This window comes from Mesorhizobium sp. M1334, from assembly GCF_040317995.1.
In the GTDB taxonomy this organism is placed as follows: domain Bacteria; phylum Pseudomonadota; class Alphaproteobacteria; order Rhizobiales; family Rhizobiaceae; genus Mesorhizobium.
Map to the genome: position 1 here is coordinate 103,945 of NZ_JAMYLM010000019.1, position 12,847 is coordinate 116,791.

The 12,847-nt window shown below is 62.7% G+C and carries 10 protein-coding genes, 2 tRNA genes and 1 pseudogene; 3 read left to right on the forward strand and 10 right to left on the reverse strand.

Annotated features, from left to right (window positions below):
• The first annotated feature begins 25 nt into the window (after positions 1–25).
• Entirely contained in the window at positions 26–343 is a 318-nt protein-coding gene (locus NKH17_RS25635) for a hypothetical protein (RefSeq protein ID WP_352804893.1), read from the forward strand.
• A 24-nt stretch (positions 344–367) separates the two neighbouring features.
• Here the strand turns inward: NKH17_RS25635 and NKH17_RS25640 are convergent, their stop codons facing one another.
• From NKH17_RS25640 to NKH17_RS25675, 8 genes are all read right to left on the reverse strand, one after another.
• Positions 368–1,204 carry a tetratricopeptide repeat protein gene (locus tag NKH17_RS25640; RefSeq protein WP_352804896.1) on the reverse strand — a complete coding sequence of 279 codons (837 nt, stop codon included), beginning with the start codon at positions 1,202–1,204 and terminating at the stop codon, positions 368–370.
• Positions 1,191–2,915 (reverse strand): dihydroxy-acid dehydratase, encoded by a 1,725-nt coding sequence (gene ilvD / locus NKH17_RS25645; protein ID WP_352804898.1) that lies wholly within the window; start codon positions 2,913–2,915, stop codon positions 1,191–1,193. The genes NKH17_RS25640 and ilvD overlap by 14 nt, the downstream gene beginning before the upstream one ends.
• A 276-nt stretch (positions 2,916–3,191) precedes the next feature.
• Positions 3,192–4,412, reverse strand: coding sequence for an OmpP1/FadL family transporter (locus tag NKH17_RS25650; protein ID WP_352804901.1), 1,221 nt, complete (start codon positions 4,410–4,412; stop codon positions 3,192–3,194).
• A 381-nt stretch (positions 4,413–4,793) separates the two neighbouring features.
• Positions 4,794–7,577, reverse strand: a complete 2,784-nt coding sequence (locus NKH17_RS25655) for a valine--tRNA ligase (protein WP_352804904.1) — start codon at positions 7,575–7,577, stop codon at positions 4,794–4,796.
• A gap of 390 nt (positions 7,578–7,967) precedes the next feature.
• Complete coding sequence (locus NKH17_RS25660) at positions 7,968–8,834, reverse strand: PopZ family protein (protein ID WP_352804906.1); 867 nt, start codon at positions 8,832–8,834, stop codon at positions 7,968–7,970.
• A gap of 200 nt (positions 8,835–9,034) precedes the next feature.
• The gene (locus tag NKH17_RS25665) at positions 9,035–10,444 is read right to left on the reverse strand and encodes a TolC family outer membrane protein (protein ID WP_352899282.1); all 1,410 of its coding nucleotides are present in this window, start codon (positions 10,442–10,444) and stop codon (positions 9,035–9,037) included.
• Between the two features lie 187 nt (positions 10,445–10,631).
• Positions 10,632–11,300, reverse strand: a complete 669-nt coding sequence (locus tag NKH17_RS25670) for a protein-L-isoaspartate O-methyltransferase family protein (RefSeq protein ID WP_352804912.1) — start codon at positions 11,298–11,300, stop codon at positions 10,632–10,634.
• Positions 11,301–11,389: 89 nt separating this feature from the next.
• A tRNA-Cys gene (locus NKH17_RS25675) sits at positions 11,390–11,463 on the reverse strand.
• A gap of 216 nt (positions 11,464–11,679) precedes the next feature.
• Here NKH17_RS25675 and NKH17_RS25680 point away from each other — a divergent pair.
• Positions 11,680–11,880 (forward strand): hypothetical protein, encoded by a 201-nt coding sequence (locus NKH17_RS25680; protein ID WP_352505831.1) that lies wholly within the window; start codon positions 11,680–11,682, stop codon positions 11,878–11,880.
• A 55-nt stretch (positions 11,881–11,935) separates the two neighbouring features.
• On the opposite strand, the gene NKH17_RS25685 is transcribed toward NKH17_RS25680, so the two are convergent.
• Positions 11,936–12,196 carry a hypothetical protein gene (locus NKH17_RS25685; RefSeq protein WP_254818304.1) on the reverse strand — a complete coding sequence of 87 codons (261 nt, stop codon included), beginning with the start codon at positions 12,194–12,196 and terminating at the stop codon, positions 11,936–11,938.
• Between the two features lie 220 nt (positions 12,197–12,416).
• Between NKH17_RS25685 and NKH17_RS25690 the strand changes: the two genes are divergently transcribed.
• Positions 12,417–12,491, forward strand: a tRNA-Asn gene (locus tag NKH17_RS25690).
• Positions 12,492–12,669: 178 nt separating this feature from the next.
• Here the strand turns inward: NKH17_RS25690 and NKH17_RS25695 are convergent.
• Positions 12,670–12,847, reverse strand: a pseudogene (locus NKH17_RS25695) (IS630 family transposase); the annotation flags it as partial.

A 12,847-nucleotide genomic window follows, 5' to 3' on the forward strand; every position in this document is an offset into this window, starting at 1 on the left:
ATCGCGCGCTTGATGCGAAATCATCATGGTGGCTGGGGTTCCCATGACTACTCGATTTGCACTCTTCCCGATTGGCTGCGCGCTTGCGATGGCGGTGGCGACGCCGGCTTTTGCCGATGCAGAGTGCCTTGCCAACGGCAAATCATTCCAGATCGGCCGGGTCGCCTGTCTGACGCCTGCCGGCCAAAGCTACCTCGCCCGTTGCGAGATGGTGCTCAACAACACGTCCTGGACAAAGCAGCGGGATGGATGCCCGGAGGACACGCCGGCCCCGCATTTGCAAGGCACGCCGATCTCAACGCCGGCGCCCAGCGGCATGCCGGCGGAACCGAACGAGAATTGATCTCAAAACGGAATTTCTGCCGGCCTACTGGTCGCCGCCACCCTTGGTGAGGATGTCGTCGGCCAGCGAGATCGCGGTGCGGCGGTCGGCTTCGCCGGCGGCGGCAAACGCTTCTTCCTGCATGCCGCGGATCCATGGCTGGTCGGCAGGTGAGGCCCGTTCGAGCGCCGCGGTCATCATCGCCAGCCCCCGCACGATCTTGCCGCTTTGGAAGAGCAGATTGCCGAGCGTCGCCTGCGCGCCCGCATGGCCCTTTTCGGCCGCCAGCTGGAACCAGCGTCCGGCCTGCTTGACGCTGGCCTTGACGCCGCCCTCACCCTTGAGGAACATCTGGCCCATCTCGAACTGGGCGTTCGGATTGCGGTAGTTGGCGGCGGCACGCATGTAATATTCCTGGGCCGCCACCTCGTTCTCCTCGACGGGGCTGCCGGGAATGCCCTTCCTCAGATAGTCGCCAAGCGCCACCAGTGCGTCCGAAACATAGCTTTCCTCGGGCGAACCGGGCTCGACATCCTGGTCGACGATCTCTGAGAAGAACTTGAACGCCGCGTAGTCGTCTCGCGCCACGCCATCGCCTTCGGCATACATGCGCGCAAGCTTCCAGGTGGCGCCGATCTGGCCGTTCTCCGCGGCATATTTATAGGCTTCCGCGGCCTGCTCCTTATGGCCGTTCTTGTAGGCGGAAAAGCCGAACTGGAACACCGCCCACGGGCTCGACTGCGGCTTCACGCCGGTCTTGTCGTCGAACACCTTGTCGTCGAAGGCCATGGCCTGGCCGACGGCGCCCAAGGTCGCGCCAAACGTGGCGAGCGCAACCAGTGCCGAAACGACAGACGACCTCAACAACTCAGATGTCCGCATAGCAGTGTGTTTCTTTGGCACCGCCGGGATGGGTGACCGCGCCGTCGCGGGCAGATCCGACCGTCTGTGCGTATTTCCAGATCGCGCCCGACTGATAGTCCGTGGTGCGCGCCTTCCATGCCTTTGCCCTCGACGCCAGTTCGGCTTTGGACAATGCAACCTCGATCGTGCCGTTCACCGCATCGATCGAGATCAAGTCGCCATCCCTAAGCAGCCCGATCGGGCCGCCCACTGCCGCTTCCGGCCCGACATGGCCGATGCAGAAACCGCGCGTTGCGCCCGAAAAACGCCCGTCGGTGATGAGCGCCACCTTGCCGCCCATGCCCTGGCCGTAGAGAGCCGCCGTCGTCGACAGCATTTCGCGCATGCCCGGGCCGCCGCGCGGACCCTCGTAGCGGATGACGAGAATCTCGCCTTCCCTATAGTTGCGATGCGTAACCGCTTCGAAACATTCCTCTTCCGAATCGAAGCAGCGCGCCGGACCCGAGAATTTCAGCTCCGTCATGCCGGCGACCTTCACGATCGCGCCTTCTGGGGCAAGGTTACCCTTCAAGCCCACGACCCCGCCGGTCTGGGTAATCGGCCTGTTGGCGGGACGGACCACATCCTGGCTGTCATTCCAGGAAACATGTTCCATATTTTCGGCCAAAGTGCGGCCAGTCACCGTCAGGCAATCGCCATGAAGGTACCCATGGTCGAGCAGCGTCTTCATCAGGAGCGGAATGCCGCCGGCCTCGAACATGTCCTTGGCGACGTATTTGCCGCCCGGCTTGAGGTCGGCGATGTAGGGTGTCTTCTCAAATATCCTGGCCACGTCGAAAAGATCGAACTTTATCCCGGCCTCGTGCGCGATCGCCGGCAGATGCAGCGCCGCGTTGGTCGAGCCGCCGGTGGCCGAGACCACGGTCGCGGCATTTTCCAACGCTTCTATGGTAACGATGTCGCGCGGGCGGATGTTCCTTGCGATCAGCTCCATGATCTTTTCGCCGGAAGCGAAATTGAAGCGGTCACGCATCTCGTAGGGTGCAGGCGCGCCGCAGGAATAGGGCAGCGCCAGGCCGATGGCCTCAGCGACGGTGGCCATGGTGTTGGCGGTGAACTGGGCGCCGCAGGAGCCGGCCGAAGGACATGCGGCTTGCTCGATCTCGAGCAGCTCGGCGTCGCCGATGGTGCCGACCGAGTGCTGGCCCACCGCCTCGAACACGTCCTGCACGGTGATCTGCCGGCCACGGTAGCTGCCGGGCAGTATCGAGCCGCCATAGATGAAGATCGACGGTACGTTGAGGCGCACCATAGCCATCATCATGCCGGGCAGCGACTTGTCGCAACCGGCCAATCCGACCAGCGCATCGTAACAATGGCCGCGCATGGTGAGCTCGACCGAGTCGGCGATGACCTCGCGCGACACCAGCGACGACTTCATGCCCTGATGGCCCATGGCGATGCCGTCGGTGACGGTGATGGTGCAGAATTCGCGTGGCGTGCCGTTGGCCGCCGCCACGCCCTTCTTGACCACTTGCGCCTGGCGCATCAGCGAGATGTTGCAGGGTGCGGCTTCGTTCCAGCAGCTGGCGACACCGACCAGCGGCTGCGCGATCTCGGCCGCCGACAGCCCCATAGCATAGAGGTAGGAGCGATGCGGCGCCCGCTCGGGACCAACGGTCACGTGGCGGCTCGGCAGCTTGGCCTTGGAGATCGCTCTGGTGTCCATACTCGTCCTTGCCGCGGGCGGTGCGGCCTGCCTCTTCGCCTAGCCTTTTGGCGCGTGTCCCGAGACAAATTCGAGGTGCGCCGCGTTTATGGCGGGAAATGGGCAATGTTCCCGGGCGGCCGGGTGGCGCGAGGGTTGTTCAGAAACTGTTGCCAAAACGTCACAATTACAGGAGCGAACATCTTGGGGGCAATTGTTGCGCCGCCGAATGCCGGACGAGCGCCGAACGAACCGACCGGGCAGTGCCCGGCCGTTTTGTCGTTTAAAAATCCGTAGTTAGAACTTGATCTTGACGGAAGCCGAACCGGCGAGAAGCAGGTCGTTGTCGTAAGAGTAGGTGACCGCATTTGCCTCGTCGCCGACACCGCTGAAAGTCGATGACCCGCTCGTCAGCACACCGATCGAGCCGCCGAGCCTGACCTCGACCTGATCGTTCGGCGAATAGGAGACGCCGCTGGCCACGGCCCAGGTATCCGACTGATAGCCGGAGGTCGTCGAGGTGCCGCGATCCCAGGTCAGCGAAACCACGCCCGACAATTGATCGGTGAACTTGTGACCGATACCGCCGGTGACCGTCCAGCCGTCGCGATAAAGCAGATCGAATGAAACGGGCGAGGGAGCACCGGTTACCGGACTGCGCACGCCATTGATGGCAATGACGCCAAGCTTGCTCCACTCCTGCCAGCGGACGGAACCAAAGGCCAGCCAGCCAGGAGCTATGCCGCTCTGCAGCTTGAATTCCAGAGCTTGAGGTATCTCAGCCGACGCCGAGACTGGGTACACGCCGGTAGAGCCGGGAATCAGATCCGCTGGAAAGGCACCCCTGAAGCCGGTCGTGTCGACGGTTCCCGACAGCCCGTCATATTTGTAGCTCGAAGAGTACATCAGGCTGGCGCGCAGAGCGATCTCGGGGATCTCATAGGCTGCGCCCGCACGCCAACCCCATGCCTCGTCGGATAGCTTGAAGACGCCGAGACCGGTATTGCCGAAGGCGAGCAGTGTCTGACGGGAAAGAAACGCGTCGACCTGCTGGTAGGAGACACCGCCGATGAAACGTATGGCGCCCTTGCCGACGTTCACCCTATAGGAGCAGGTGAGACCGAAATCGTCTGTATCGACGGCGTATTTGACCGCTGTCGGCGAATAGGCGTTGTTCAGGCCGAAATTCGCGTCCGCACCATACGGTCTCGTATAGGTGGCAAGACAGTCTACGGGCTCAAAGATGTTGGCTTTGATACCGACATGCGGCACCGCATAATCGCCACCAACGTCCACCGCCGATGTCGACAAACCCGAGCCATCGAGACGCTGCACGTTCTTCAGTTTGCGCTGTGGCGAAACATAGGTGACGCCCGCATCGAACGAATATGGCGCCGCGTCGAACAGCTGGTCGATGTTGACGCCGCCCCGGTCAAAGCCCCCGGCTTGCACCGTCCCGGCAAAAGCCAGCGAAAAAGCCCCCGCGCCCAGCAGCACTTTTAGACGCGAACAACACATGAATCTCCTCCCCGAAATGTCCTTGCATCAAGCTAGAACCAATTCAGGTTAACGGCGCAACAACGAATTCGCCGTGCGTACATGTATACGTTGGCGGAACGCATTTCCGACAAGGTGTCGGCCTTCTTGCCGAGGCGGGAAAATGGCCGCCTCAATACAAATCGACGAGAAAACTCGGGAAAACCGCCTAAATCACTAGGGAACAGGGAATTTTGCCTGCCCAGCCGGCCATTGTTACATTATGGCAACAATGGGGCAAAAACATTCAGTTTGCCTCAAGATTTACGCTGCGGAATGCCTGTTTTCGTGGCAGGCAGCGTAGCTGGAAAGCAGATTCGTGAACGGCGAATCTATTGCAGCCAGCCGGCCCAGTTTGTTTGATCAGCCCGCATCGCGCACCCGCGCCAATGCGACCGAAAGCTTCTCTTGCGCCTCGCGATATTCGGCGAGTTTTTCACGCTCGGCCTCCACTACCTCTTCCGGCGCATTGGCGACGAATTTCTCGTTGGACAGCTTCTTGTAGAGCCGCGCTATTTCCTCGGTCACCTTGGCAAGCTCCTTGTGCAGGCGCGCTGCCTCGGCGGCAAGGTCGATCAGGCTGCCGAGCGGCAGGCAGATGGTCGCCTCGTTGACGACGATCTGGGCGGATCCCCTGGGTGGCGCCTCCGCGAGCGAGATGTCGCCGACCCGCGCCAGGCGCTTGATGGCCGAGCCCTGACGCTCGAGCCTTTCGCGTGTCGTTTCGTTGGCGCCGATCACCACGAGCGGTGCGATCGCCGCCGGCGGCACGTTCATCTCCGAACGCACCGAGCGGATACCGGAGACGAGATCGACCAGCCAGTTGATATCGGCGGCGGCCGCCTCATCCTCGAAATCGGGCGACGGCCATGCCGCATGACAAAGCAGCGATGGCCGTTGCCTGCCCTCGCCGGCGGTTTCGGCCCACAGTTCCTCGGTCATGAACGGCATCATCGGATGCAGCAGCTTATAGATCTCGTCCAGCACGAAGGCGACGCATGCCCTGCTCTCGGCCTTAGCGGTCTCGTCGGTGCCCATGAACACCGGCTTCAGCAGTTCCAGGTACCAGTCGCAGAACTGGTTCCAGACGAACCGGTAGGCGGCACCCGCCGCATCGTTGAAGCGGTATGAGGTGATGCCGTCGGTTATGTCCCGCGCGGCTCGCGTCAGCTCCGTCAGGATCCAGCGGTTGACCGCCAGCTTGGCGTCCTGCAGCCAGAAATCGTCGTCGCGCGCCACTTCGTTCATCTCGGCGAAGCGCGTCGCGTTCCACAGCTTGGTGCCGAAATTGCGATAACCTGCAATGCGGGCCGGATCGAGCTTAACGTCGCGCCCTTGCGCTGCCATCACCGTCAAGGTGAAGCGCAGCGCATCGGCGCCGTATTCGTCGATGAGCTCGAGCGGATCGATGACGTTGCCTTTCGACTTCGACATCTTCTGCCCGTTCTTGTCGCGAACCAGCGCATGGACATAGACGGTATGAAACGGCTCCTGATCCATGAAATGCAGGCCCATCATCATCATGCGGGCGACCCAGAAGAAGATGATGTCGAAACCGGTCACCAGCACGTCGGTCGGGTAATAGGTCTTCAGTTCCGGCGTCTGGTCCGGCCAGCCAAGCGTCGAGAACGGCCACAGCGCCGACGAGAACCATGTATCGAGCACGTCCTCGTCGCGGGTCAGGATCTCGCCAGGCTGGAAATTCTCGAGCTTGTCCTCGACCCAGGCCTTCCACGGCCCTTCCAGCGCCAGATAATATTCGACGGCGGCACCGAGGGCCTCTTCCTCGGTCTTTTCGACAAAGACATGCCCGTCCGGCCCATACCAGGCAGGGATCTGGTGGCCCCACCAGAGCTGGCGGGAAATGCACCAGGGCTGGATGTTCTCCATCCAGTCGAAATAGGTCTTTTCCCAGTTTTTGGGCACGAAATTGGTGCGGCTCTCGCGCACCGAGGCGATCGCCGGCTTGGCCAGTTCCGCCGCATTGACATACCATTGGTCGGTCAGAAACGGCTCGATCGGCACGCCGCCGCGGTCGCCGTGCGGCACCGTGTGGCGATGCGGCTCGACCTTCTCGAGAAAGCCGCCCGCCTCCATCAACTCGACGATCTTCTTGCGCGCGTCGAAACGGTCCAGGCCGTCGAGGCTGTCCCATACGGCCTGGTGCTCCGGCGTCCCTTCCAGTCCGGCGAGAAAGTCCTCATTGTCCTTGAGGCTCACCGCCGCATTGACGGCGAGGATGTTGACCGCCGGCAGCCGGTGGCGCTTGCCGACCTCGAAATCGTTGAAGTCATGCGCCGGCGTGATCTTGACCGCACCGCTGCCTTTTTCGGGATCGGAATACTCGTCCGCGACCACCGGGATCCTGCGGCCGACGATCGGCAGGATGAGTTTCTTGCCGACAAGATGCCGGAAACGCTCGTCGTCGGGGTGGACTGCGACAGCCGTATCGCCCAGCATCGTCTCCGGGCGGGTCGTCGCAACGGTGATGAAGGTCTTCGGATTTTCCGGATCGAAGGTCATGCCTTCGACCGGATAGCGGAAGTGCCAGAGGTTGCCGTTGACTTCCTGCTGCTCGACCTCGAGATCCGAGATGGCGGTCAACAGCTTCGGGTCCCAGTTCACAAGGCGCTTGTCCTTGTAGATCAGCCCTTCCTTGTAGAGCGTCACGAACACTTCGAGCACGGCCTTGGACAGGCCCTCGTCCATGGTGAAGCGCTCCCGGCTCCAGTCGGCCGAGGCCCCGAGCCGCTTCAGCTGGTTGAGGATGGCGCCGCCGGATTCTGCCTTCCACTCCCACACCTTGTCGATGAACTCATCGCGCGTTAGGTCGCGGCGGTGGATCTGCTTTTCCATCAGCTGGCGCTCGACCACCATCTGCGTGGCGATGCCGGCATGATCCATCCCCGGCTGCCACAGCACGTTTTTGCCGCGCATGCGCTCGAAGCGCACCAGAATGTCCTGCAGCGTGTTGTTAAGCGCGTGGCCCATATGCAGCGAGCCGGTGACGTTCGGCGGCGGGATGACGATGGTGAAGGCTTCAGCCCCCTCCTCGGCCCCGGCGCCGGCCCGAAACGCGTCGGCCTCTTCCCAGATCCTGGCAATCTTCGGCTCGACGGCTTTGGCGTCGTAGGTCTTTTCGAGCATGGGAAAACGGTCCGCGCTGTCCGGAATTTGTGGTCCGGTGTAAATCGGAAGGTTGTTGCCAAGTCAACCGCAAGGGCGGCATGGCCAATAGATAGCGCCGGGATGGTTCGGTGCAACTCGCGGACTGAATGTTGCAAGGCAATCGCTTCAGGTTTGCACCGCCCCTCATTGCCCTGCCGGGCATTTCTCCCCGTATGGTGACGGGGCGAAAGACACCTTCGCGAACGATTTCGTCAACCTCCCGCGTTGCGGAAAGAATGCCGAGGTTGCGGCCAGCCCCTTCTCCCCGTCACTATGCGGGGAGAAGGTGCCGGCAGGCGGATGAGGGGCAGCGCCGACTTCGACAATTCGCCGGTCGAGCCGCCTATCGGCGGCGTCTCCTCCGAACTGCTACTGTGCGCCGCGCGCGACGCGCTCGATTTCCTCGCGCACCAGCCGCTCGACCAGCGTCGGCAGGTTGTTGTCCAGCCAGTCCTGCAACATGGGCCGCAGCATCTCTTCAGCCATCTCGTCGAAGGTCTTCTTGCTGCGGCTGGCAAACGCGTCGGAAAGCTCGCCGAAGGCGGCGGCAACCTGCCGGCCCGTATGCTCCGAAAGGATCGCCGGGCGTGCGGGCGGCGGCTCGCTGGCCGCCGGACGCGCCAATCCGATTTTCGAAGGTTCCGGGCCGAGTTCCGAAGGTTGCGGGCCGCCCTCCGAAAGCTCCGGCCCAATTTCCGAAGGCTCCGACGCAGGTCCGGCACTCGCCTCCTCCTCGAAAACCTCGGCTTTCGGCTCGGCGTCCGGTCTGGGTGGCTCGGCGCGCTCCGGCTTGGCCATCGCGTCGCCGACCGCAGCGATCTCGCGCCGCCAATCGGCAATGATGGTGTCGGTCGTCTCGGCAGCCTTGGCCATCGCAGGCCGATCCGGCTTTGCGGCCGGTGCGGGAGCGGCGTTCACCTCAGCCAGCGTCACCGGTGCTTTTACCGGGCCGGGGCGCAGCGGCGTTTCCAGGCGCTCAATAACCGGTGCGGCCGTTGGCTGCGCCTCGGCCCGCGTGGCCGGCTTGGCGATCTCCAGTCCGCCGCGCAGTTCGGAGCGGAACGTATCCGCCTCCGCCGTGCGTCCGGCTGCCGGTGCCGGTTGCAGATCCTGGCGCAGCTCGTCCGCTTCGCCCGGCTGCTTGCGGCCGGTATCGCTGTCCTCGATGATCCTTCTGATGGAAGCCAGTATCTCTTCCATGGAAGGTTCGCGCTGTACGCTGCTCGCCGTCGCCATCGTCACATCCGCCGCCCTTGTGACTCGTTCTCAGATTTCCTGTCCGGCAAACGCCGGATTCGAATCATGGCAACAGCGTAACCGACGGAACGCCTTGCGAGAATCCCCAATCTGGCGACATCTCGGATTTTCAACAGATTAGGGTCGGGAGTTGAAGCCCGCGCGTCGTTCGAGCGCGGGCTGAAGACACGGCCTGGCGATCAGCGGCCGTCCGGCGTGCGCAGGCCGATCCACTTGTCCTTGACGGCGTTGTAATGCTCTTCGGGCCTGTACTTCGTCACGTTGAGCGCAAGCCGGTCTGCCGACAAATGGCCAACCGCCGAGAGGATGGCATAGCTTGCCACCACCACATCGCGTTCGGCGCTGACAAGATTGATCTTGGCGGTGATGAGGGTCGCCTGCGCGTTGAGCACGTCGAGCGTGGTGCGCTGGCCGACATTGCGCTCTTCGATGACGCCGTTCAGGGCAAGCTGTGCCGCGGCGACCACCTGCCGGTTGGCCGTGACGCTTTGCTGCGCGGCGGTGTATTGCGACCATGCGGAGGTCACAGCCTGGCGCACGGTGTCGCGGCTGACATCGACCTCGATACGGGCCTGGCTAAGTGATTCCTTTGATTGGCGAACCAGTGCCGAAGTGCGGCCGCCGGAATAGATCGGCACGGTCAGTGTCGCGCCGATGCTGGCCGAAGTGGTCGTCCCGTCTTGACCCGCGCCGAAGTCGGGGGGTTGCGTGTGGCGATAGGCGCTCGAAACACCCGCCGACGCCGAGAGCTGCGGCAGCAGCGCGCCTTCCGCCGACTTCACCGAAAACGCCGCCGCGTCGACCAGATGCGCGGTGGCGAGAATGGCCGGATGCTCGGCCGACGCGATCGCGATCGCCGCATCGAGGCTCGACGGCAACAGCTTCGACACCGGCGCAGCCGGCCTGAGCCTGCCCGGCTCGTCGCCGACGATCTGGCGATAGGTCGCGGCACTTGCCAGCGCCGTCGCGCGGGCGGCGCTCAACTGCGCCACCGCGGAGGCACGCTGGGCGTCGGCTTGCGCGACGTCGGTGCGCGTACCTTCGCCGACGTCGAAGCGCGACCGCGCCGCACGCGCCTGTTCGGTTAGGAATTGCAGATTCTGTTCGGTCAGCACGGCGACCTGGCGGTCGCGGATAACGTCCATATAGGCACTTGCCGCGTTGAAAAGAGTGTTTTCTTCGGCGTTGCGCAGGCTTTCGAACGAAGCGCGGACCCGCGCTTCGGCGGCCGCGACATTGTTCCTGGTCTGAAAACCGTCGAACAGCGTCTGGTCAATCTCAACGCCAAAATTGCCCGTCGTCAGGCTGATGCTACGGTTCAACCCGGGGGCATTGCCGCGCGCATTGAGATGGCTGCTGGAATAATCAATACTTCCGGAACCGGTGATGGTCGGGCGCCAGCCGGACTTGGCGATGGCAACGCCCTCGTCGGTGACGCGGACGCCGGCGCGTGTCGAATTGAGCGAGGAATTGTTCTGATAGGCCTTTGAAAGGGCCCCGAGAATGGTTTCGGCCGAGGCGGCCAGTGGAGACAGCGCGGTCGCCGAAACGAGGACGGCGGTAAAAAGTAACTTGCGTACAGACGGCACGTTATATTCCCTCATTCGTTTTGCACGGGAACTGCGCCACGCTGGCTTCTCCTTCTGATCAGCCGGCGCCGCGTTTTTTATCGTTCCCCCCGCTGAAAGCCCCCAGAAACGCCCGGTTATGCAGATCAGCAACGATTGTTCAAACGCAAGCGATCATGACAGCGCCTTCGCTGCAAGGCAAAATCACTCAGAATTCGAAGGCGGGAATGCGTTCGAATCCCGGTAGTGGCTTAATTGCCGCATTAAATGCGCGTCTTCCCGTTACAACCCCCCCAGTCTTAAAAAAAAGCCGGGCTACGCCCGAATTGCCCTGCCCTTCCACGGCGACGAGTCGGCCGCCTTCGGCAAGCTGGTCGAACAGCGCCGCCGGCACCTCGCCGACGCTGCCACCGATCAGGATGACGTCGTAAGGCGCCTTGTCGGCATGCCCCTGCGGCAACGGTCCCTGGACCACGGTGACATTGCCGCAACCCAGCGCCGCAAGCGTCGAAGTGGCAGTCTCGGCCAGCGCCGGATCGCTTTCCAGCGCGACCACGGACCTTGCCAGCCGCGACAGGATCGCCGCCGCGTAGCCGGTGCCGCAGCCGACATCGAGTGCCGAATCGCTTGGGCCGATGTCGGCCAGTTGCATCAGCTTGGCCAATGGCGACGGTTCCATCAGATAGCGCGGACCATCGGCCGTATCGGCAATGCGGATGTCCTCGTCGATATAGGCAAGGTCACGCTGGCCGGGGGCAACAAAGGCCTCGCGCGGCACGACAAGCATAGCCTCGAGCAGCGGTGCGCTGGTCACGTCGGTGGTGCGGATCTGGCCGTCGACCATCTTCACCCGGCGTTCGGCAAAATCAGCGCTCATGTTCCAACCATCCGCTTGCCGCGCAGAGGCCGCGGCTGTTTCGACCGGAACTGAAGCCCCCTGGCGCTGACGCGCGGGAGCTCGGGCATTGGAGGCCTCGCCCGGAATCGAACCGGGGTGCAAGGATTTGCAGTCCTCTGCGTAACCACTCCGCCACGAGGCCTCATTGCTCCCAGCGTTCCACCCGGCTCCAATAGGTTGCGGCGAAAATGCCGTCAAGCGGCTACCATGCATTCCCAACGGTTCTTCCGACATCGAGGCACTGCTTATCAATGCAATGCCATGCTAGCAATAACATATTAGCTTATCGTTAAGGATGATCCTCGGCGACAGGAACCCGAAACCGGCGGCCACGTTGGGCAGAAAGGAGAGTTCCGCCATGGGTCGAGCAGCTACGAAAGACGGCACACCGCGCGGATTGTCGCAGTCTGCAGAGCTTGTGCGCTATGCCATCGATCGCCTCAGCATAGAAGGCGCAAACAGCCTGCCGCCGCGCGACCGGGCGCGGCTGGCATCGGCTACCGCCGTTCTCAAGGAGCTCTGCGAGCGCCTGGAAAGCTGTTTCGACCAGCCTCGGTGATGACCACGCCGCTCTCAAACAATTGCCCTGTTTCCCGCCTGTCAGCAGGGCAACCTCAATCCGGCCGGCGGCGTCGCTCCCACCAGACGACGAAGCGGCGCCGGTGACGGCGCACCAACGCGAATTCGTAGGACAGCACCAGCAATCCGATCGGCACCATCCAGAAACCCAGGATCGGCAGGAAGCCGAGAATGCCGCCGATGATCAGCACGACGCCGATCGCAATCCGGAGGCCGCGCGAGCGCGGCATGGTGAACTGGCGGCCGAAGACCGAGATTTTCCGGGCCGGTGGCTGGTCGTCGCTCATTGCCGTCATGTGAAATATCGATCCGTTTGCTTCAGTAGCACTACCACCCGGAGAAAGCCGCAACGGCCTTTTCCGTTCCGTGACAGGCGAGAGACAGCTCATATGAGGGCGCTTGCCGGCCACTGCCAGGAAGCCTCGCGCCAAAAAGCGTCGAAAAAATGCGAAATGCTTCTTTGCAAAGCCGAAACGGGTTTGCTATAGGCTGCCCCACTCACGCAAGAGCCTCTGTTCCCCGGTAGCTCAGTGGTAGAGCAACCGGCTGTTAACCGGTTGGTCGCTGGTTCGAATCCGGCCCGGGGAGCCACCGCATCTTCTACGCTATGGCGCGATATTGCGCGCCAGCGCGCGTTCCCTGCGCTACGATCCGCTCCACTTGTGCTAGAATGGCGGCAAACAGCGGAGAGGCCGATCGAAGTCAGCGGTAAGCTGGCGTAGCGCCCTACCCTCGCCTAGGCTTGCAAGGCCCTCATCACAGATTCGGCGGCGATGAAGGTCTGCGTCTTCCAATGTCCGAACGGTGCCTTTGAACGCAGCCGTTGGCCCTTCAGGCAGCGACGGCGCAGGCGCGTCATCTTCGTAGTGGTTCCGGTCTCGTCGATAAACACCAGCCGATGTGGCTCAAGCCGCATCCGCGGCTGGCGTTTGGCCCGCCACTGCTGG

What these genes read in the sequence shown, in the direction of transcription:
- NKH17_RS25670 (WP_352804912.1), bottom strand. Translation starts at nt 11,300, where the DNA reads ATGAGCGCTGATTTTGCCGAACGCCGGGTGAAGATGGTCGACGGCCAG.
- NKH17_RS25685 (WP_254818304.1), bottom strand. Translation starts at nt 12,196, where the DNA reads ATGACGGCAATGAGCGACGACCAGCCACCGGCCCGGAAAATCTCGGTC.
- NKH17_RS25635 (WP_352804893.1), top strand. Translation starts at nt 26, where the DNA reads ATGGTGGCTGGGGTTCCCATGACTACTCGATTTGCACTCTTCCCGATT.
- NKH17_RS25660 (WP_352804906.1), bottom strand. Translation starts at nt 8,834, where the DNA reads ATGGCGACGGCGAGCAGCGTACAGCGCGAACCTTCCATGGAAGAGATA.
- NKH17_RS25650 (WP_352804901.1), bottom strand. Translation starts at nt 4,412, where the DNA reads ATGTGTTGTTCGCGTCTAAAAGTGCTGCTGGGCGCGGGGGCTTTTTCG.
- NKH17_RS25680 (WP_352505831.1), top strand. Translation starts at nt 11,680, where the DNA reads ATGGGTCGAGCAGCTACGAAAGACGGCACACCGCGCGGATTGTCGCAG.
- NKH17_RS25640 (WP_352804896.1), bottom strand. Translation starts at nt 1,204, where the DNA reads ATGCGGACATCTGAGTTGTTGAGGTCGTCTGTCGTTTCGGCACTGGTT.
- ilvD (WP_352804898.1), bottom strand. Translation starts at nt 2,915, where the DNA reads ATGGACACCAGAGCGATCTCCAAGGCCAAGCTGCCGAGCCGCCACGTG.
- NKH17_RS25655 (WP_352804904.1), bottom strand. Translation starts at nt 7,577, where the DNA reads ATGCTCGAAAAGACCTACGACGCCAAAGCCGTCGAGCCGAAGATTGCC.